This is a genomic window from Pseudoalteromonas sp. SG43-6 (assembly GCF_014164365.1).
In the GTDB taxonomy this organism is placed as follows: domain Bacteria; phylum Pseudomonadota; class Gammaproteobacteria; order Enterobacterales; family Alteromonadaceae; genus Pseudoalteromonas; species Pseudoalteromonas rhizosphaerae.
In genome coordinates this window covers 1-21,309 of the sequence record NZ_JACJEZ010000017.1, presented here as the reverse complement: position 1 = coordinate 21,309, position 21,309 = coordinate 1, and the positions used below count along the sequence as shown (strand labels likewise).

The window sequence follows — 21,309 nt, the reverse complement described above, 5'->3', positions numbered from 1 at the left end:
ATACAGTGTTTTTTGACCCTGTTGTACCAGCTGATTTAGCTGCTGAATTAGTAAAGGACTGTACTGCCTACTTCTTGCGATGGCTAAATCGTTGCAAATTTTTCGATATAATTTAGGAAAGTCTTCAGGAAAAGTACTATTTAGTTCGCAATATGCTTGAAATTGTTGCCATATTTGGCTGTTTAAATTTACAAATTGAGTTTGCTTCATTGCTTACTCTCACTATTGGAGCGACCACTGTTGATATTATTCTGCCCAGCAAAATGCCTTGCGTAATTAAATAATGTTTCAACACTATCATTTTCTTCGATATTTAATGGCTTGGATAAAATATTTGCTATTTCTTGACGTCTTGCAGGAGAAAGTTCATGGGCACGCTCAGTAAAGTCTAAAACAGCTAATTGCTCTTCGGTACTAAACGCAATGCTAGGTACTTCAGCTGGCCCGTCTGGTAATAACTCCCGACTCATAGCGTCTTCTTCGTAAACTACGATAGTTCCTGCAGCCCAATCACCGATGCGTTTGAAACGGGGATTAAAACACATAACAATTAAACCAAGAAAATAACCAACAGGCAGCATATCTGCGGGGCGAATTAAGTTTCTTACAACAATTTGTGAAAAGGTTGGAGGTAAGCCATTATCTTGAACAACACGAATTTTTAGACGTTTTTTACCTGGGGTCTGGCCATTTTTAACTTCATAAAAGATGTTATACCCCCATGAAATTAAAAAATACATGACAAGTAAAATACCTTCCCCAAAATCGCCGAATAACATAAGCACAGTAGCGATAATGGCTATCAAAATTGTGCGAAGAATAAAATCGATGATGTAGGCGTAACTACGCGAAACCAATCCAGCGGATGTGATAGCTATATCCACACCTTCAGGTAATTTAACAAACGCCCTATTTTCCAATCCATGGTTTAGCATTACATTTACTACAAATTTGATGATTACATAAAGTTGAACGTATCGAAAGAAGTAACATTCAACCAAGGAAATGATGCGTTATAATGCGCGTTTTTGTGTTATTTTTCAATATTCCTTTAGTATAAAATGTTTAATCATGAAAAACATTAAGTAGCTGGACTTAACCGCTTCAGCCATTTCACACATTTCTAGTTTACTTTTGAGGTATTTATAAACTCGGTAAAAATAACAAAACATAGAGGGGATTTAAGTGTGGAGGGGATTGATTATTCAATTTAGTTCAAGAGTTTTTTCTCACCCTGCTTTAAATAAAGAATATACCTACGAAGTCCATAAAACACCCAAGCTACTTAAATTAATTAAATAGCTTGGGTGTTTGATGGATTAATACTGCAAAAGACGTAAAGATTATTATTTTTCAGCACGGCCCATAAATTTATGCTCTGCGGTATTAATACGGATGCGGTCACCTGTAGAAATATGCTCCGGCACTTGAATGATCAAACCAGTTGATAATCGTGCAGGTTTAGAGCGAGCGCTCGCTGAAGCACCTTTAATTGAAGGGTCTGTTTCTTCAACCACAAGTTCAACACTTGATGGTAAATCTAATCCCACTGGTGCGCCATCAATTACAATGACATGCACGCCTTGGGTTTCTTCGTTGACGAATAAAATTTCTTCGCTGATCGCTTCTTTATTAAGATTATATGGCGTGTAATCTTCGTTATCCATAAATACGTATTCTTCGCCATCTAAATACGAGAACATTGCTTCACGACGAGTTAAATCAGCTAGTTTTAACATGTCGCTATCTTTGAATGTTTCATCTACTTTGCTACCAGTTACTACATCGTACAAGCGCATACGGTACAAACTTCCACCAGCACGGCCTTGTGGTACAGAACGAACAATATCTTTAACCACTAAAACGCGGCCATTAAACTCAATCGCAGTACCTTTTTTAACTTCACTTGCCTTTGGCATCAGTGTATTTCCTATAATTTATAAATCCCCAGAAACATACCACGAACTGGATTTTCTTCAATAAGAAAATATCACATACCGCTATTTTTCTCGTAGGGCCTGTATTTACTCATAAATTTTACCTATTAATCGATTTTTCATGACTAAACTACGAAAAAGCTGCTATGGTTAAACTACCAAAAATGACCTCAAGGACTGGATCATGGATCAGCACACTGCACATGAGTATTTAGCAAAAAAACCTCTGGTTATGGTTACCAAACCTTTCGGCCAAGAAGTTGATGTATATAAAGTAAACCATAAAATGTTTGCCACTTTATCGGTTGGCAACGAAGGGGAAACTGACGAAGACGGCAACCCTATTTGGTGGATGAATTTAAAATGCGACCCTGATGAAGCGCAATCACTTCGTGATATTTTTCCTTCAGTGATCCCGGGCTATCATATGAATAAACGGTTATGGAATACTGTTATTTTAGATGGCTCAATCCCGCAAGGTGAAATTGAACGTATGATTGATAATTCATTTAACTTAGTGGTTGCCAATATGCCGGAAAAAGATCGCAAAGCGATTGAAATTCATATGTAAGTCAAAATTTTAATGTTGTACTGCGCAAGCTACTTGTTCAGTACAACTTAGCCTTACTCAGTAAACGTTAGTAAAAAATGATGATCATCAAATAATACCCCACCAATTTCGTAAGCTGACGGTTCAACGCTAACTAACTTAAAGCCACATTTAGTCAACACTTTTTCTGAGCCTACATTCCCTTTCGTAACCACAGCAGTAAATTGTTGAATGTTAAACGCTGTCGTCGCCCATGTTAAAAATGCTTGTAGTGCTTCAGTTGCATAACCTTGACCATAAAACTCAGGCATTAACAGATAACCAACTTCGGGAGTGTTTGATGAGGATGTTGTAAGCCCTGTAACGCCCACTTTTTTGCCTGTTTTTATTTCAATGATCATCAAACACAAAGATTTATTGGCTGTAGGGTGCCCCGGCGCCAACCGCTGCATAAACTTATTACGTATTTGCGTATCAGAAGGCCTGTCAAAACATTTTTCAATAACGCATGGCTCATCATGCAAAGCTAAAAAAAACGCCCAATCGTCTTGTTCAAGGAGCCTCAATTGTAATCTTGCAGTGCTGATGTTCATTATTCTTCTTTACGCGGTATCAGTTAGGGATGCCCCTGTTATAACAACAAAGCAAAATGATTTCAGCAACTAAATTTTTTAAATTCTAGGCATAAAAAAACGCACTTCAAACTATCCGTGCGTTTTTATAACTAGCAATTAAATACTATTTCACTTTATCATCGCTTGCATCGGCTGGGTGCGTGTCGGTTACCGATTCAGCTTCAGTAGCTGGCGCTGGCGGAACAATAACTTCTTGAGCCTCAACCGCTTCGACAGGTTCTACATCGGTAACGTCTTGCGTAGCCGCCACGGTTTGTTCTACCACAACTGCTTTACTTGGCTGTGCAGGCTCAGGCTGATAAAAGCTTGCACCAGCATCAGCCATCGCAACTAAAGCTGCACACGGCGCAAATACCGGGTTAAAGTTAGCAAAAGTAGCCATTTCTAAGCTTACTTTGTTTGCGCCAAGTTTATCCATATAGCTAAATGGACCACCTAAAAATGGCGGGAAGCCAATACCAAAGATTGCGCCAATATCACCATCACGAGGACTGGCAATAATGCCTTCGTCTAAACAGCGGGCAGCTTCGTTAAGCATTTGTGCCACACAACGTTTAGCAATTTCGCTTTTATTTAAACGCGGTGATGGGCTCACGCCGAGTAATTCGTAAACTGATTCGTCTACTTTTTTAGCTTTCTTATCGTAAAGATAAAAACCACGGCCAGTCTTCCGGCCTAAGCGTTTGGCATCAATTAAACGTGAAAACGCATCGGGTGCTTTAAAACGATCACCGAGTTCTTTTTCAAGAATTGGCGCAATCTTAGAGCCGATATCAATGCCGACTTCGTCTAATAGTGCTAATGGTCCAACAGGGAAACCAAACTCAACGAGTGCCGCATCAATCTTTTCAATTGGCTCACCTGCCAGTAATAAGTTAGCCGCTTCATTCACATAAGGCGCTAAAATACGGTTAACGTAAAAGCCTGCGCTATCTTTAACAACGATTGGTGTTTTACCTTGCTTACGGGCAAAATTTACAATCCGGGCGATAGTCTCTTCTGAGGTGCCTTCGTGTGGAATGATTTCAACCAATGGCATTTTCTCAACTGGTGAGAAATAATGTAAGCCAATTACATTCTCTGGACGGGCAGCTTCTGCCGCAATTTGTGAGATAGGCAATGATGACGTGTTACTAGCAAAAATTGTGTTTGCTTGGCATTCACGTTCTACATCTGCCACCATACCTTGCTTAAGGCTTAGGTCTTCAAATACCGCTTCAATCACTAAATCAATGTGTTTAAAACCACTGTAGTTAGTTGTACCAGTAATTCGGTTCATAGTTTGTTGCAGTTCAGCCTTAGATAAAATACGGCGCTTTTGCTTTTTATCTAAAATTTTATAGCTGTAATTCATGGCATTACTTATGCCCTGCTCTGCAACATCTTTGATACGAACTGGTACACCGGCTTTTACAGCACTAACATGGGCAATACCTGCGCCCATTAAACCGCCGCCTAGTACGGCTGTTTTAGTGATTGCTGGAGCGTCGTCGTTGCGCCACTCTTTTTTCATTTCAGTGGTGGCAAAAAATATCCCACGTAATGACTTTGATTCGCTGCTCATTACTAAAGTAGCAAAACCTTCCGCTTCTGTTTTATAAGCTTTTAGTTCATCCAGCTCAACACTTGCGCGTATTGCTTTGATAATAGCCAACGGCGCAGGATAATGACCACCGGTTTTTTTCAGTACATTTTCTTGTGCTTTTTTAAAGATGAAGTTTCGGCCAAACGGATTCGATTCTAATAATTGGCTAATACGATCAAGCTTAGGCTTGCCCGCTTTCGCTTTACCTTTTGAAGCAAATTCTTTTGCTACTTTTAGCAATACGGTCTGTGGTACACAATCATCTACCAAACCCGATTTTTTAGCTTGTTTAGCGCGAATTTGTTTACCTGTTAACGTCCACTCAAGGGCTTTTTGCAAACCAACCAGTTTAGGCAAGCGTTGCGTTCCACCACCACCGGGTAATAAACCAAGTTGTACTTCAGGTAAGCCTAGTTTAGTGATATCACTGTCTGTACATACGCGATAATCGCACGCCAAGGCAAATTCTAAACCACCACCCAATGCCGCACCATGAATGGCACTAACAGTTGGAAATGGCAGTTTTTTCATATCAAAAAATGCACGGTGGCATAATTCGCTGATCGCCAGTGCATCATCACGACTTTGCACGTTATCAAGCATTTTTACATCAGCACCAGCAATAAAGTTATCGCTTTTACCACTAATGAATACCATGCCCTTCACTGACTGCTGTTTTGCGTCATCGAGCAAGGCTGTTAAATCATCTGCAAAAGTGTCGCGCAGGGTATTCATTTTTTCGCCCGGCACATCAATGGTGACAACGGCAATACCGCTATCATCAACGTCTAAATTAAATACTGACTGTGTCATTACGCACTCTCCAATACAAAGGCTGCACCTAAGCCACCTGCGGCACACGCAGTTGTTAGTGCTAAGCCACCGCCACGGCGGTTGAGTTCATGTAAACTTTGGGTGATAAGTCGTGCGCCGGTGGCTGCAAATGGATGACCATATGCAAGCGAACCGCCTAAAACGTTAAACTTATCCATGTTAATTTCACCAATCGCTTTGCTGCGACCGAGTTTTTCTTGCGCAAACTTATCTGAGGCAAACATTTTCATGTTCGCTAACGTTTGTGCTGCAAAGGCTTCGTGCATTTCAATTAAATCAAGATCGGCAAGCGTTATGCCAGCTCTCGCTAAGGCAACAGGCGTTGAATGAGCCGGCCCCATTAGCATGTCTTCATTCACACCAATGGCAGAGAATGCAAAGCTACGTACATAACCTAAAATGTTATAGCCTAATGCTTTGGCTTTACTTTCACTCATCATTAATACCGCTGCTGCACCATCAGTTAGCGGTGTTGAGTTTGCAGCAGTGACTGAGCCATGCTGACGGTCAAACGCTGGTTTTAATTTAGCGTACCCTTCAACCGTTGAATTATGGCGAATATTATTATCTTGTTCGATAAAACTTTTATACGGCGGTAAATGTGCAGTCATCACTTCATCAGCAAGTTTACCATCTGCCCATGCTTGGCTAGCAAGAGTATGTGAACGATGTGCTAAGGCATCTTGATCTTCACGGCTAATACTGTGAGTTTTTGCCATCTGCTCGGCAGTTTGACCCATAGATAAACCAGTTGAATATTCTGCAACCGCAGGCGGTACTGGTAATAAATCTTTTAAACGCAGCTTAGAGAATATTTTTAAGCGTTGCCCTAAGGTACGTGCTTTATTAAGATCAACAAGGCTACCTGCTAATTTTTTACTTACGCCGATTGGCAATACCGATGACGAGTCTGCACCACCAGCAATACCCACTTGCACCGAACCTGCCATGATTGATTCAGCCACATTAGCAATCGCCTGAAAACTAGTGGCACAAGCACGTGATACGGAGTACGCATCAACAGATACTGGCATGCCAGTACCCAATACGATTTCGCGGGCAATGTTTGGCGCTTCTGGCATTTGTACTACTTGACCAAACACTAATTGATCAATTTCAGATTTATCAAAGTTAAGGCGTTCAAGCATTTCGTTAACGACTAACTTCCCCATATCAAGGGCTGGTACATGATGAAATGCAGTTGCTTGTTTAGCAAATGGCGTACGTAAACCACTGACGATGGCAATACGATCGCCCTTTGCTGTTTTTAGTATATTTTGCTCAGACATTAATGCTCTCCCGCTGACAGGTCTGACCTGTTTGTTTTCCTCGATTCTAAACAACCCGTGTGCTAAAGCCAATAGCGAAATTGAAAATAGTATAATTAGTTACCAACCATAGGCTTTTTTTAGCATATTTACAAAAAATACTGCGCTTTCTATGCTAGGGTAAAAATCGTTAAAAAATAACGAACTATTTTGAAAACTTGAGTCTAACACTTGTGTTATAAACTATTTACCCATATTACTAGTTAAGCTTTTATAAACCTTGCAAATCAGGACAGTTTTTTTACTATGGCCACTAACGTATTTTCACAATTAAAAACTTATTTAGATAGCCAAATTATTGGCCAGCCAGAATTAACGCAAGCACTACTTATTGCTATTTTAGCCGATGGTCACTTATTAGTAGAAGGCCCTCCAGGGCTTGCTAAAACTCGCGCAGTAAATGCATTAGCCAAAGGCGTTGAAGGCTCATTCCAACGCGTACAGTTTACCCCAGATCTATTACCTGCTGACGTAACCGGTACTGATATTTATCGCCAACAGACCAGCGAATTCGTTTTTGAAAAAGGCCCACTCTTTCATAACCTTATTTTAGCCGACGAAATTAACCGTGCCCCAGCTAAAGTGCAATCAGCCTTATTAGAAGCCATGGCTGAGCGCCAAGTCACGGTTGGTAAAAACACTTATCCGCTGTCGGATTTATTTATGGTGATGGCAACCCAAAATCCACTGGAGCAAGAAGGTACTTACCCGCTACCAGAGGCGCAATTAGACCGTTTCTTACTCCACCTAAGTATTGATTATCCAGGCGCCGAGCATGAGCTTGATATTTTACGCCTTACCCGTGGCGAAGCGTTGAGCGAGCATCAAGCACCAGCACAACAAATTAGTCAAAGCGATTTATTTGCCTCTCGCAAAGCAATTTTAGGGCTGTATTTAGCCGAGCCACTTGAGCAATATTTAGTGCAACTTATTATTGCAACGCGTGAAGGCGCAAAACTAGACGCCCAATTAGGCAGCTGGATTGAATATGGCGCAAGTCCGCGTGCCACCATCGCCTTAGATAAATGTGCCCGTGCTCATGCATGGTTACAAGGTCGTGACTTTGTTGCTCCAGATGATATTCAAGCTGTGTTACATAATGTTCTGCGCCATCGCATTATTTTAAGCTATGAAGCACAAGCCGATGGTATTACTAAAGATCAAGTCATTAGCCGTATTTTAGAACTTGTTGCCGTGCCATAAACCATGCAAAGCCAATTAGATAACCAACAGTGGCTCAGCCTAAGTCATAGCCATGGGGTCGACTTAGGCTTGAAAGAGCTGATGTATTATAAAGCGAAAGCTCGCTTATTAGAGCTTGCGCCAAAAGTTAAAATTAGAAATAGCCTGACCGGCCAATATCTCGCGCCTCATAAAGGCCGTGGTATGGAGTTTGCTGAAGTACGTCATTATCAACAAGGCGATGATATTCGCTCAATTGATTGGCGCGTTACAGCACGTACTGGCGAAACACACACTAAGTTGTTTCAAGAAGAAAAAGAACGGCCAGTGTTTGTGTTTACAGACTTTTCTAATTCAATGCTGTTTGGCTCAAAGCTATTACTTAAATCTGTGCAAGCGGCGCATATCAGTGCCTTGGTTGCGTGGTCAGCGTGCCAACGCGGCGATCGCATCGGTGGCATAGTGTTTAATCAACACGGTCATTTAGAGCTCAAGCCCAGCGCCCGCGAAAAAGCCGTGTTAAAACTATGCCACAATTTGTGTAATAACCACCAGCAAGCACTCGCGCAGATTGATGAGCCCACCGAAAATAAACTCAGCGATAACCTCAAGCGCTTAAACCATTTAGCCAAGCCAGGTAGTTTAGTGTATTTGGTGTCTGATTTTAGCACCCTTGATGATGCCAGCTTTAAGCAATTAGAAATACTGAGTCGTCACTGTGAGCTAATTGGCTGCCATATTAGCGACCCATTTGAGCATCAGCTACCGGCGTTTAAGCAAACAGTCACGGTTAGCGCCAACGGCAGTGACTTTGCGTTACCGCTGATGGATAAAAGTTTTCGTGATAAATTTGCTAAAACTGCTGAGCAAGCATTTACCACACGAATGCAACGCTTAACTAAATCGGGTCTTAATTTAATATCATTCAATGCAGCCACACCTCTTGAGCTGCAATTAGTGAGAAAGTAATATGCAAACCTCTTCATTAGCTGGCCTCCATGATGTGATTGTGCCAAGCCATGTTTCTTGGTGGCCTTTAGCACCTATTTGGTGGCTCATCATTGTCGTGTTACTCGTAACTGTAAGCTTTATAAGTTACCAGTTGTACCGGGCACGGCAGTTTAAAAAAGCCAAACGCCAAGCTATTTCCCTCAGTGAACAACACGCAGAAGATGCCCAACAACTACATATTTTAATTAAACGCCTGGTTTTACACTATTATCAGCAAAGTGCTGCATCACAAGGCACAAAACAATGGTGTATTACTCTAAATAAGCTGACCGGACAACAATTTACTGAACACGAACTGATGAGCCTTTATCAATCACAAAGCAATCAAACTGCGCTGGCACAGAAATTAAAACTCGCCATTGTGCAATTTAAATTAAAGGAGCCGCTGAATGTTTGAATTTAGCTGGCCTTGGTTATTTGTATTATTACCGCTGCCTTGGTTGTTGCGCCTATTTAAGCCAGTGCACAATGAAGGCAATACCCGCTTACGTATTCCAAGCTTCGCCAAACACAATTTAGGCGCGCAAGTTGTCCTGCAACAGGCGCGTGGTATTAGTATATTTGAATGGTTGATTTGGTTGCTTTTAGTCACCGCTTTAGCTAACCCAACCTGGCTTGATGAGCCAATTACCTTACCTAACGAAGGCCGCGATATCATGCTAGCTGTGGATTTGTCAGGATCAATGACCGAGCAAGATATGGCTTATCAGGGCCAATATGTTGACCGTTTAACTATGGTGAAAGCGGTATTAAGTGACTTTATTGAGCAACGTCAAGGCGACCGCTTAGGATTGATTTTATTTGGTGATACGGCATTTTTACAAACACCACTAACGCGAGACGTTAAAACCGTAAGCCAAATGCTATCAGAAGCGCAAATAGGCTTGGTTGGCCGTGCCACCGCCATTGGCGATGCACTGGGCTTATCAGTAAAACGTTTTGCCAGTAAAGATGAAAGCAATCGCATTGTAGTGTTATTAACAGATGGTCAAAACACCGCCGGTAACTTAGATCCAGAAGAAGCCCTACTGCTTGCCCGCGAAGAAGGCATTAAAGTGTATACCATCGGCGTAGGCTCTGATAATCCGCGTGGCTTTAGCTTATTTAATATGGGTGGCATGAGCGGAGGTAGTTTAGATGAAACCCTGCTAAAACGTATTGCCGAACAAACTGGCGGCCTTTATTTTCGCGCAAAAGACGTTGCCGGCTTACAACAAATTTATCAAGAACTTGATAAACTTGAGCCGATCAGCGCTGATGAGCAAACCTTTCGCCCACAAAGTGCGTTATTTTACTTCCCTTTATTAATTGCACTGACCTTGATTGGTCTGCGCGTTATGTTTATCAGTGCAAAAGCATTAAGACAGGAGGCCTAATGGACTTTGAATTTATCCGCCCGACCGTATTGTGGTTATTAGTTCCTGTGTGTTTAGTGTTTACTATTGCAATAATAAAGCACAAGAAAACCAGCCAAGGTGAATTAATAGCAGCTCACTTAGCAAAATTTGTGATCAACACCAACAACCAAAAAAACACGCAACCCATGTGGCTAATTGCCCTCTTTGCAGTGTTAGCCGTCATTTTTAGCGCAGGGCCCAGTTTTGAAGAAAAACAAGTGCCGGTATTTCAAAGCAAAAATGCCCGTGTAATTGTGATGGATATGTCGCTATCGATGTACAGCACGGATATTGCGCCCAGTCGTTTAGTGCAAGCGCGCTTCAAAGCGCTGGATATGATCAAACTATTTAAAGAAGGTGACACTGCGTTAGTGGCCTATGCAGGCACTGCTTATACCATTTCGCCGCTAACCAATGATGCCGCGACGCTTGAAAACCTGATCCCAAGTTTAAGCCCAGATATCATGCCTGATAAAGGCTCCAACGTACTTGCTGGGCTTGATGCTGCAAAAGAGTTATTAACACAAGCCGGATACCTTGAAGGCGATATTATCTTAGTAACAGATGGTATTGAACAAAGTGAGCAACAAGATATAAGCCAATTTACAGACGTTAACCCTTATCGATTAAACATTTATGGTATCGGAACAGAGCAAGGCGCGCCAATTAAACTTCCTGAAGGTGGGTTTTTAAAAGATAGTTACGGGCAAATTGTGGTGCCCACCATCAACATCAGTATGCTTAATGGTCTAGCAAGAAACAGTGGCGGTAAATTTGCGACTTATCAACCGAGTGCCCGCGATATTCAAATTTTTGCACCCAGTGCAAATAGTGAAATACTGAAAAATGAAAAACAAAGTCAAGCGCTCTGGCGTATTGATGCGGGGATTTATGGCTTGTTTATTTTACTGCCAATGATGCTGTGGATTTTTCGCCGAGGAGCTTTTGCAGCTGCATTTTTAGTGGTGAGCTTTTTACCGCAACACAATGCTTATGCAGTAGAGCTGCCTTCAGTATTTAAAAATCAAGATCAACGTGCGCTGGACGCTTATCAACAGGGTGAATATGAGCAAGCTGCCACAGCAGATTCTAGTCAATTAAAAGGCGCTGCGCTTTACCAGCAAGGTAATTTTGATGCTGCTTTGGCACAATTTAGCCAAGATAAAAGCGCCACTGGTTTATATAATTACGGTAATGCACTAGCAAAGGCAGGCAAGCTCGACGAAGCAATTGCCGCCTATCAGCAAGCACAAGCTTTGCAAGACGACTTTACCCAAGCAAAAGAAAATCAGGCACTTGTTGAGCAATTGAAAAATCAACAGCAACAGCAAAATCAACAAGGCCAAGACGGCGAACAAAACCAAGATCAAGACCAAAAAAGCCAAGATGGTGAACAAGGTCAAGATCAGCAAAATAAAGACAAGTCACAGCAAGGTGAGCAGCCAAATCAGGATCAGCAATCTCAACAAGGCGATGAATCTGAGCAAAGTGATGAACAGCAGACTGATGATAAACAGCAAGATGGCAAACCATCTGATCAACAAACTGATAAGCAAAACGATCCACAAATGGAGGCTGAACCTCAGCAAGGTGATAAAACTGATGAGCAACAGCAACAAGATGCGCAAACCGAGCCCAAAGATGACTCTACAAACGACGATAAGCAGGCGCAGCCACAAATGACTCCTGAGCAACAGCAACAAGCTGAAGAAGCGGCAAAGCAACAAGCTGTGCAAGCGCAAACCGCAGAGCTTACCAACGAAGAAAAAGAGAAAGCGCAGCAGCTTAGTCAGTTATTGCGAAAAGTACCCGATGATCCCGCAATCCTGTTACGTAACAAAATGCAATTAGAAGCCCAAAAACGAAACAATCAACGCCGTCCACAAGGAGTCGAAAAATCATGGTAATGCGATTAATCTGTTGTTTATTGCTTATCAGCGCTATGCCCTCGTGGGCCGTTACGCAATTACAAGCCAGTGTTGATAAAAACCCTGTACTAGCGGGTGAATTTTTTATGCTCAATATCAGTGCAGATGACACCATAAAAAATGATCAACCTGATACCTCAGTCCTGTTAAAAGACTTCGTGGTTGGCCGCACCAGTGTCAGCACCCGCACAAACATCATTAATGGTAGTATTTCAAAAGAAACCACCTGGTCTATTAAACTTATGACCCGCACTGCCGGTGATTATACAATCCCAGCATTTAGTGTAGCAGGTGCCAGCTCTGCGCCCATTGCATTAAAAGTGGCTGAACGCAGTAAAGATGCGCAGCAAAACAACGATATTTTTATTAAAGCATCGCTTTCAAGTGACAGTCTATTTGTTCAAGAGGCAGGCCTTTACACGGTTAAGCTATATCTTGCCAAAGAGTTACTTGATGGTAATTTAAGTGCCCCCGCGATGCCCGATGCGCAGCTAAGTCAAATCGGCAAGCAGACTGAAAACTATGAACTTGTTGATGGTAAGCGTTACTTAGTGATCACTCGCGAGTATTTAGTACAGCCCCAAAAAAGTGGTAGTTACACGATTCAAGCACCAACTTTTCAAGGTCGAATTCGCCAAGACTATCGCCAATTAGATGTATCTGCACTGGGTGATAATGTCGATATTGAAATTAAACCGATACCAAGTGACTACCAAGGTGCATGGCTGCCTAGTGAATTAGTTAATTTAGATGAGCAATGGCAACCCGCTGACGACACAGTAGAAGTGGGTACACCTATTACGCGAACGCTGACCTTAACTGCACTTGGTATCACCAAAGAGCAACTACCTGATATTGAACTACCTGAAATCAAAGGTATTCGCAGTTACCCAGATGAAAAAGAAAATAATCACTTGGTTCGCGATGGTCGGGTAATATCACAACAAACAGCCTCGTACGCATTGTTACCGCAGATGCCAGGCACTTATACACTGCCAGAGGTAAGCGTGCCTTGGTATAACACTAAGATTAACCGGATCAGTTATGCAACATTACCAGCTCGTACTATTACAGTAACACCTAGTAGCACAAGCACTCCCGCAGCCGTTGCTGCGCAGCCACTTACGCCATTACAAAGCGCAACAACAGATACTGCAGCAATAAGTTATCAAGCAACGCCGATAAATCAGTATCCGCTATGGTTAATTATTATCAGTGTGATTGGTTATTTATTATGGTTTATTACCTTGATTTTATGGTGGCGCAGTCAATCTCAGCGCAGCTTGATGCAAGCAAAGCCGACAGTAACCCATAGTGATTCATCAATTTCATTAGATGAATTAAAGAAACACGCTAAAAGCAATGATGTAAGTGCCTTTTATCAGGCGCTAAATCGTTACGCAACGCACTTAACAAAACAATCGAGCGGTGCAATAGACAAGCTTGAACAACTAGCTGATAATGCACAGCTTAGTCAACATATTGCTAAACTAAGGGCTGCACTCTATAGTCCTAATGATACAGATGTTGATTTAATTGCGATTGTCGGCATGTTAGAAGAGCAACGTAAAGTACAAAAAAAATCACAACAAGCTGTATTAAAAGGACTTTATAAATAGAGTTTAAGTGACGGGGAGCAATCCCCGCGCTCAAATAGTAAATAACTTAAAATAAATAAAAAAGTGCTTATGCTTGGAAATGAAAACTCTAAAAGTCAGGTCTTAGTTGATATGGCAGAGAAAAAAACACGCTATGAAAAACTTGTTCATGTTTATCATAGCGAATTATATCGCTTTGCTTATTGGCTCTGCCGCGACCCTAATATTGCCGAAGATCTTGTCCAAGAAACATTTTTACGTGCTTGGCGATCTCTGGATTCATTATTAGATCAAAAAGCAGCTAAGCCATGGCTATTGACGATTTTACGCCGGGAAAATGCCCGTCGTTTTGAACGCAAACAATTTGATTATAGCGATGTTGAAAACGACACCTTAGTTGACGAAAAAAGCGTCACCTTGGATGACGAAATGGAACAAACAGTGATCCAACGTCACATCGCTAAGTTACCTGATGAATACCGCGAGCCATTATTATTACAAGTAGTTATGGGCTGCTCTGGTGAAGAGATAGCAGAAATATTAGATTTAAATAAAAACACGGTTATGACGCGTTTATACCGCGCCAGAAACCAGTTAAAAGAGGCATTGAGCCGTGATGATGAACAACTTAAAGGGGCATCAAATTAATGGATGATCTCGAGTTTCGTCGCCGAATTAGCGCACAGCCAAACAGCACAGATAAGGAGCTTGTGGAGTTTGCAGAGCAACACTCTGAGCGACAAGAATTTATTAATGATATGCAGGCCTTTGATTTAGAGCTTGCCAATGCACTTGACGTACCGGTGCCAGCAGGTCTTGCCGAGCGTATTTTGGCAAATACCGCAGCGCATGCACAAAACGAGTCGCTCACAACTGAGCAACTCAACCAAGCACCAGCTGATATCAGCGCGCAAACACCGCCGCAACTAACAGATAATGTAGTTGAGGCAAGTACACGTTTTAAACGTGCTCGTTTACCACTTGCCATGGCAGCCTCAGTATTAGTGGCTGTGGGAGCATTTTTATTTAGCAGCGAACAAAATGTTGCGTACGCAGCTGGCGAACATGCGCTTGCTCATGTTTACTATGAAATTAATTCGCTGCAAAAGACCGAAGCAATCAGCTTAGCAACGGTAAATGAAAAATTTGCTGTGTTAGGCGGCCATTTAGATGAATTGCCAGGTAAAGTGACTTACCTAATGTTTTGTGACTTTAAAGGCCAAAAGGGATTACACCTGGTTTTTGAATCAGACTATGGCCCGATGACGGTATTTATAGTGCCATCAAAACAGCAATCGTTTGGCATCGGCGACGATGATTTTCAAGACGATCGTTTTGAAGGCCATATTAACCGTGGTGCTGACGCAGATACTATTTTAGTAGCAAGTCTTGGTGCGCCATTAGAAAATTACAATGATCGTATCAATGGTGCGATCCGCTGGTTAAATTAACCTTCCTTTTGCATTGCCGTTATTATGGCGGCAATGCAACTTAATTGACGCGTAGTTCTAGGTTAAAAAATAAAACCGCACAACAATAAGTTAGTGCGGTTTTTTATTTCAATAAACGCTATTTAATAAGATTATTTACAAACATCTGCAACAGCATTTGCAAAGTAATCGATATTAGCTTGACTGATACCCGCTACGTTAACGCGGCTTGAACCAACAATGTAGATACCGTATTCTTTTTGTAGGCGCTCAATTTGCTCTTTATTAATACCTAAGAAAGAAAACATACCGTGTTGACGGTCAATAAATGAGAAGTCTTGAGCAATCTCTTTTGCCGCTAGACTGTCTTTGATCAAAGTACGTAGGCCATTGATACGGTTACGCATTTCATCAAGTTCACTGTGCCATTGTTGTGTCAGTTCTGTACTGCTTAAAATGGTATTTACAATGTCAGCACCGTGCGCAGGTGGCATTGAATAAATGCTACGTACCACACTTAACATAACAGAGTTTGAAATGTCTGCTGTTGCGCTGTCTTTCGCAATGATTGAACATGCACCAATACGCTCTCGGTATAAACCAAAGTTTTTCGAACATGAAGAACAAATGATTAACTCATCAACTGCATTGGCTAAAATACGTAAACCGTTTGCATCTTCTTCAAGGCTTGAACCAAAACCTTGATATGCAATATCAACCAGCGGTGTAAAGCCAACATCTTTTGCCAGTTCAGCAACCGTGTTCCACTGTGCTTCGTTTAAGTCCATACCACTTGGGTTATGACAACATGCGTGCAGTAATACCACATCACCTTTTGGCACTTGGGTAAGGGTTTCGATCATTTCATCAAATAATAAATCTTTGTTTTCATAATCGTAGTACGGGTATTCTTTAACTGTTAGGCCAGCGGCTTCAAACAAGCTAATGTGGTTTGCCCAAGTAGGATTAGTAACCCATACAGTCGCACCTGGATTACAGCGAACGATAAATTCAGCTGCAACTCGCAGTGCACCTGTACCGCCTGGAGCTTGTGCTGTACGAACACGATTAGCTAATAACGCTTGGTGCTCACCTAATAGTAGGCTTTCCATTTTTTGGCAGTAATCTAAGTTACCCGCCAAACCAATGTATGATTTGCTAGTTTCGTTTTCAAGACGGAACGCTTCAGCTTTTTTAACTGCTTTTAATACCGGCGTATTACCGAATTCGTCTTTATAAACACCAACCCCTAAGTCAATCTTATTTGGGTTAGTATCTTGCTTATAGGCCGCCATAAGGCCAAGAATAGGATCAGTGGGTAATGGTTTTAATACTGAGAACATTGACTATCTCTTTCATTATTTAGGGGTTAGCTGTTGCACTTAGCTTAACATAAAAGCTCACTAGATTGACTAGTGTTATTTACACTAAAAAGTGAGGAATTTTAATACAGCACGCAATTAATAGCGCTAATGTTTGCTGGTTGAAAAAATCGTTATTAAAGGCTTCGCCATCAACAATACCAACGCAGCGATTTGCACTGTCAAAAAGCGGTAAACAGGCTTCTGATTTTACTTTAGGGTCGCAAGTATAATATTCACCACCCGCAGCCAAATACTGCTCAACGTTGTTGATCACTCGCCCTTTACTACTCAGTGCCACCTGCACATTATTACTACCAGCAGCAAATGCTTCAGTAAGCGGAAAAAGCGGTCGGCTTGGCGCGCCAAAGTAAGCCAGTTTAAGTAATTGCTGACCCTCAGGTGTTGCTGTACTTTGGTAAATGCCGTACCAATCAACCTTAGTTTGCGCTACAACGTAATCAACAATCAGTTGTAATTGAGCAAGCTTTTGCGTGGTGTGCTGATCTTGCGGTAAAAAATCAGTGAGTTTAAACGGCTCATCTTGTAAGTAACCAAATAAACTGCACGCCCCGCCTTCACCCAATTCTGGTATTTGATATTGCCAGCGTACCGCAGGAAGCGACTGATTTGATAAATAACTTTCGAGCTTACTAAGCTCAGCAGAGACTAACTGAGCAGACACATCTAATTGCGCAAGAGATAAATAAGAAGAAACCATTTAGCCATCCAAACATCTAAAAAATGAATCATAGCATGGCTAAACAATCACGACTAGCTTTGTTGTTGCACCAATCGATAACACATTTCAATTTGATTACCCGATGAGTTATAAGTCACCTGCTCTGCTATTTCTTCTAATATCGATAACCCACGACCGTGCTCGCGATTATTACTGTTAGCATTACTGTCGGTGCTTGCAAAACCATTGCCAGAATCGCAAATTATAAAATACAGGCTCAATGTATCAGGGCAATAACGTATATCCACAATGATCAATGCATCAACGAGCTTAGCTAATGTTGCTTCTCGAAGTTGATAATACTCAATAAAACCATCCTCTTTATTTTTAATCGCTGAATCGAGTCCTAATACACCGTGATCAAGTGCATTGTTATATGCCTCAGAGAGCAGTAAAAAAATATCAGAGCGGTGCTCTTTTAGCCCGCCAACTTGAGTGAGCACTTCAACGATTTCAAGCACCGGGTCGGTTTGTTTTATTTGCTGTGAATTAAGCGTTAAAGAAAAATTAAAGGGTAACCGAGAGTAAGCGGCTTGCTCTTCAGCCGCAGCAGGAACCGCCATGCAATTAAAAAGCACTAAACTAAGGTCATCCTGTTGTTTGCTACCATGAGCAAACTTGGTCACTTGCGCGATCACATCTTGACTAGTCACTTTAGGCTTGCTTGCAAGTGCCTTTATAAAGCGTTGCTCTGCAAAAAATTCACCGTTTTCATTGGTGGTTTCTATAATACCGTCGGTGGCCAGCGCCAAACGCATACTGCTATCGACTTCAAAATGAATTAATTCACGTTCAAATTCGTCGCCTTCTAAAATCCCTAAAGCCATGTGCTGTGACTCTAAGGTTTTTAATACGCTTCCTTGTTGATCAATTAAATAAGCGTCAGGCAAGCCACCAAGCCAAGCTGAAACACTTTTCCCGGAGCTACTTAACTCAATAATTGTCGCGGCACAAAACATATGCCCGGGCAATAATTGTACTAATACGGCATTAACTTCTGCGGCAATATCACTGACCGCCATGCCTTTATTAACCATAGTGTAAAACACTTTCGATGCCGGTAATGCCCCCACCGCAGCTGCTAAACCATGGCCAGTAAAATCCCCAAGCATACAATACAAACTACCAATTGGACTTTGCCCAACCAAACACATATCACCATTAAACATAGAAGCCGGTGAAAGATGAAAATCAATGTTGTTGGTAAACTTATTTTGGTTTTCTAAGGCATTATTAAAAATATGCTCAACTATTTCGTGCTCGCGCTCGGTTTGATTGTAATGATATTCTAATAACTTATTTTGTTCGTGGGTCTTTAAGCTCAGCTTACGGGTACGGCTGTGGGCTTTTATTTTCGCGGTTAAAATTACTTTATCAAACGGTTTATGAATAAAATCATCACCACCGGCTTCCAAGCAGTGCTCAAAACTACTATGATCTTCCAAAGAAGTTATAAAAATAATTGGTAGGTGAACATCGTTGTATAACTGCTTAATTTTTGTCGCTGTTTCATAGCCATCCATCACTGGCATTATTACATCGAGTAGCACAATATCAATGCTCTGCTGTGCTAATATTGCTAATGCTTCAACACCATTGGCAGCAGTTGATACCTCGTAATTTTGTTGCACCAGCATTACTTTCAAAAGCGTACAATTAAGTGGCTGATCATCAACAACGAGAATATGCATTAATCAATATCAAACTTTTTATCAAAACGTGATATTTGCAGGATTTTTTTCAGTTGCGGCTGACAATTACTGATTTGAATTGCATCAACTGAGGTACCCAAGGTCTTTTTCATATTCAGTAACATACCAAGGGCGGAGCTATCCATGTAATCTGTTTCTCGCAAGTCAATTACGACCTTAGCGGTTTTTTCATTGATATCGGAATACGACTGTCGAAATGACTGCACTAAATTAAAGTCGAACTTCCCTTTAATTTGAATAGTCAGTGTAGCACCATCTGCTGATGCACTCTTACTTAGACCCATTAGTTAACTCCTGCTCAGATTATCCATTCTTAATTAGTATTAAATATAACTTGTTAATGATAAATCACCAAAAATAAAACACCCTATGCACAAATTTGTTTTAGATTTGATATTATCTAGGCCATTGTTTATTTAACTTTTTAAATGCAGGTTAAGCATGAGTGATAGTAATCTCGTTTATTCAACCGAAACAGGCCGTATCAGCCAACCAAAACCAAGCACAGAAGTGGCTAGTAAAGTATTTAAAGACGGCGCCCTGCGCATCGAACGCCAAACCAAAGGCCGTAAAGGTAAAGGTGTTATGTTGGTAACTGGTATTGACAGCGAGCAACACGATTTAAAAAAACTCGCCAAAACCATTAAAAGTAAAATGGGCCAAGGCGGCGCGGTAAAAGACGGCATCATTGAAGTACAAGGCGACGACCGCGAAAAACTCAAAGCCATCCTCGAAGCACTCAAATTCAAAGTGAAAATTGCCGGAGGGTGAGCCGCCGGCTTGCCTATAAAAAGCAGAGACTTGATGACCTAATTGCATATATGTACTTTCTTAATTTATGATCAATATATTGTAATACAAAGAAAAACATCGGAGATAAAATTGTCTACTCCCACACAAAGAGAGCTTAAATGATATTAGATAATCTACCCAATAAAAAACTAGTCTCTGCTCTAAAAGCTAGTGCAGCTTTGGATATAGAGCTTTGTGAAGACGAATACCTAAGGTGCTTTTCTTACAAAGTTAATTGGGCGCCAGGGATAGACGTTGCTTCATATGAAAATGGTGGTGGTGATGAAATCGTCATTGTCATAAAAGGTGATGCTATTTTAATTAAAGGCTTCGATCATGAATCAGAAGTTAGTCCTCATGCTCAAGAAGAGTTTAGAATTTGGCCAGGGATGTATGAAGGGGCTCCTGAAGAACTGCTCGGCGTTTTAGATAACGATTTCTTCGAAATAGCTCATGTGACCTTTTGTTTTTGGCGTACTTCCAACTCAGGGTCATGGCAACAAGGAACTGTTAATTTCCAAAACAATGAAGATAACGGAGCTAGTTGGCTGCTCCCTGCAATCACTATAACTCCAGAATATTTTATTGAGTATGCGAAGGACTACTACCAAGATGACTTTAATAAAATAACACCAGCAAGGGTACACCAAGTATTCAGCGAATATGAATAGCACAAAACTTTATCGGTGCTGTTGATACAATAAAACATATACTAAAGTAGCGTGGTAACTTGCTTCGCTTGTTCCTCGCGATTTAGCCACTCTCATTTTACCGCCAACGGCAGCGTTAATTTAACTGGAGCAACACTCAATTATGGATGATGTATCGAAGCAATTTAAACCAGTAAAAAAACGGTTTTATCTCATATTACTATTAACTGTTGTATGCTTTTCAAGTGGCTTTATTCTTCAATATTTTGATATTAAGTTTCTAAATCCTTTTTATGGTGCATTAATCGGAGTGCTCATATTTAACGTTGGTATTTGGTTGTATTACAGGTGTCCAAAATGTAACTCTATTCCATTTGCATCAGGTAGTGAAGGCGTATAAATCAGACCTAAACTCTGCCATAAATGTGGTGCTAAATTCAGGTCAAAATAAACTAATAGATAGCAGCAAAGCCAAAGGGGCTAATGCGGAGCAATAAAAGACGGCATCATCGAAGTTCAAGCGGTTGAAAAAGCATTATCTCAATGTGATGATGTTCGTCTAGAAGATATTGCAGATGATTTAGGTGTCGGTTATTCAACGTTACAACGCTGGATAGCACTCGCAAAGAAACATCAA

The 21,309-nt window shown here is 41.2% G+C and carries 20 protein-coding genes; 11 read left to right on the top strand and 9 right to left on the bottom strand.

Annotation, left to right across the window (positions count from 1 at the left end):
• Positions 1-206 precede the first annotated feature (206 nt).
• Both H5201_RS09030 and yeiP read right to left on the bottom strand, forming a co-directional pair.
• The gene (locus tag H5201_RS09030) at positions 207-935 is read right to left on the bottom strand and encodes an RDD family protein (RefSeq protein ID WP_149983038.1); all 729 of its coding nucleotides are present in this window, start codon (positions 933-935) and stop codon (positions 207-209) included.
• Positions 936-1,346: 411 nt separating this feature from the next.
• Positions 1,347-1,919, bottom strand: a complete 573-nt coding sequence (gene yeiP, locus H5201_RS09025; RefSeq protein WP_145240366.1) for an elongation factor P-like protein YeiP — start codon at positions 1,917-1,919, stop codon at positions 1,347-1,349.
• Between the two features lie 202 nt (positions 1,920-2,121).
• On the opposite strand from yeiP, the gene H5201_RS09020 reads away from it, so the two are divergent.
• A complete protein-coding gene (locus tag H5201_RS09020; RefSeq protein ID WP_182718614.1) occupies positions 2,122-2,508 on the top strand; it encodes an MmcQ/YjbR family DNA-binding protein in 387 nt (128 codons plus the stop codon).
• A 53-nt stretch (positions 2,509-2,561) separates the two neighbouring features.
• Here H5201_RS09020 and H5201_RS09015 read toward each other — a convergent pair whose 3' ends face one another.
• The 3 genes from H5201_RS09015 to fadI form a co-directional block, all read right to left on the bottom strand.
• Positions 2,562-3,080: a GNAT family N-acetyltransferase gene (locus H5201_RS09015; protein ID WP_182784328.1), complete on the bottom strand. Its 519-nt coding sequence runs from the start codon at positions 3,078-3,080 to the stop codon at positions 2,562-2,564.
• 145 nt (positions 3,081-3,225) lie between these two features.
• The gene (fadJ, locus tag H5201_RS09010; RefSeq protein WP_182784326.1) at positions 3,226-5,520 is read right to left on the bottom strand and encodes a fatty acid oxidation complex subunit alpha FadJ; all 2,295 of its coding nucleotides are present in this window, start codon (positions 5,518-5,520) and stop codon (positions 3,226-3,228) included.
• On the bottom strand, positions 5,520-6,830 hold the full coding sequence (gene fadI, locus H5201_RS09005) for an acetyl-CoA C-acyltransferase FadI (protein ID WP_145240359.1): 1,311 nt from the start codon (positions 6,828-6,830) through the stop codon (positions 5,520-5,522). Before fadI ends, fadJ begins: the two co-directional genes overlap by 1 nt.
• A 285-nt stretch (positions 6,831-7,115) precedes the next feature.
• On the opposite strand from fadI, the gene H5201_RS09000 reads away from it, so the two are divergent.
• The 8 genes from H5201_RS09000 to H5201_RS08965 all read left to right on the top strand — a co-directional run bounded on the left by H5201_RS09000 (position 7,116) and on the right by H5201_RS08965 (position 15,436).
• Positions 7,116-8,072 (top strand): MoxR family ATPase, encoded by a 957-nt coding sequence (locus H5201_RS09000; protein WP_182718611.1) that lies wholly within the window; start codon positions 7,116-7,118, stop codon positions 8,070-8,072.
• Between the two features lie 3 nt (positions 8,073-8,075).
• Positions 8,076-9,020 (top strand): DUF58 domain-containing protein, encoded by a 945-nt coding sequence (locus tag H5201_RS08995; RefSeq protein ID WP_182784324.1) that lies wholly within the window; start codon positions 8,076-8,078, stop codon positions 9,018-9,020.
• Between the two features lies 1 nt (position 9,021).
• Positions 9,022-9,459, top strand: coding sequence for a DUF4381 domain-containing protein (locus H5201_RS08990; protein ID WP_182784322.1), 438 nt, complete (start codon positions 9,022-9,024; stop codon positions 9,457-9,459).
• Positions 9,452-10,438, top strand: a complete 987-nt coding sequence (locus H5201_RS08985; protein ID WP_182784320.1) for a VWA domain-containing protein — start codon at positions 9,452-9,454, stop codon at positions 10,436-10,438. The genes H5201_RS08990 and H5201_RS08985 overlap by 8 nt, the downstream gene beginning before the upstream one ends.
• Positions 10,438-12,366 (top strand): VWA domain-containing protein, encoded by a 1,929-nt coding sequence (locus H5201_RS08980; RefSeq protein WP_182784318.1) that lies wholly within the window; start codon positions 10,438-10,440, stop codon positions 12,364-12,366. The genes H5201_RS08985 and H5201_RS08980 overlap by 1 nt, the downstream gene beginning before the upstream one ends.
• Positions 12,360-14,006, top strand: a complete 1,647-nt coding sequence (locus tag H5201_RS08975) for a BatD family protein (RefSeq protein WP_182784316.1) — start codon at positions 12,360-12,362, stop codon at positions 14,004-14,006. Before H5201_RS08980 ends, H5201_RS08975 begins: the two co-directional genes overlap by 7 nt.
• A gap of 69 nt (positions 14,007-14,075) precedes the next feature.
• Positions 14,076-14,633 carry a sigma-70 family RNA polymerase sigma factor gene (locus H5201_RS08970; RefSeq protein WP_182718608.1) on the top strand — a complete coding sequence of 186 codons (558 nt, stop codon included), beginning with the start codon at positions 14,076-14,078 and terminating at the stop codon, positions 14,631-14,633.
• Positions 14,633-15,436, top strand: coding sequence for a DUF3379 family protein (locus tag H5201_RS08965; protein WP_182784314.1), 804 nt, complete (start codon positions 14,633-14,635; stop codon positions 15,434-15,436). Before H5201_RS08970 ends, H5201_RS08965 begins: the two co-directional genes overlap by 1 nt.
• Before the next feature lie 131 nt (positions 15,437-15,567).
• On the opposite strand, the gene H5201_RS08960 is transcribed toward H5201_RS08965, so the two are convergent.
• From H5201_RS08960 to H5201_RS08945, 4 genes are all read right to left on the bottom strand, one after another.
• Complete coding sequence (locus H5201_RS08960) at positions 15,568-16,758, bottom strand: amino acid aminotransferase (protein WP_182718605.1); 1,191 nt, start codon at positions 16,756-16,758, stop codon at positions 15,568-15,570.
• Positions 16,759-16,837: 79 nt separating this feature from the next.
• Entirely contained in the window at positions 16,838-17,497 is a 660-nt protein-coding gene (locus H5201_RS08955; RefSeq protein WP_182784312.1) for a histidine kinase, read from the bottom strand.
• 53 nt (positions 17,498-17,550) lie between these two features.
• Positions 17,551-19,209, bottom strand: a complete 1,659-nt coding sequence (locus H5201_RS08950) for a fused response regulator/phosphatase (RefSeq protein WP_182784310.1) — start codon at positions 19,207-19,209, stop codon at positions 17,551-17,553.
• Positions 19,209-19,514: an STAS domain-containing protein gene (locus H5201_RS08945; protein ID WP_145240332.1), complete on the bottom strand. Its 306-nt coding sequence runs from the start codon at positions 19,512-19,514 to the stop codon at positions 19,209-19,211. The genes H5201_RS08950 and H5201_RS08945 overlap by 1 nt, the downstream gene beginning before the upstream one ends.
• 157 nt (positions 19,515-19,671) lie before the next feature.
• On the opposite strand from H5201_RS08945, the gene H5201_RS08940 reads away from it, so the two are divergent.
• Together H5201_RS08940 and H5201_RS08935 are read left to right on the top strand one after the other, a co-directional pair.
• The gene (locus tag H5201_RS08940) at positions 19,672-20,001 is read left to right on the top strand and encodes a stress response translation initiation inhibitor YciH (protein WP_145240330.1); all 330 of its coding nucleotides are present in this window, start codon (positions 19,672-19,674) and stop codon (positions 19,999-20,001) included.
• A 140-nt stretch (positions 20,002-20,141) separates the two neighbouring features.
• Entirely contained in the window at positions 20,142-20,693 is a 552-nt protein-coding gene (locus tag H5201_RS08935; protein WP_182784308.1) for a hypothetical protein, read from the top strand.
• Positions 20,694-21,309: the final 616 nt, after the last annotated feature.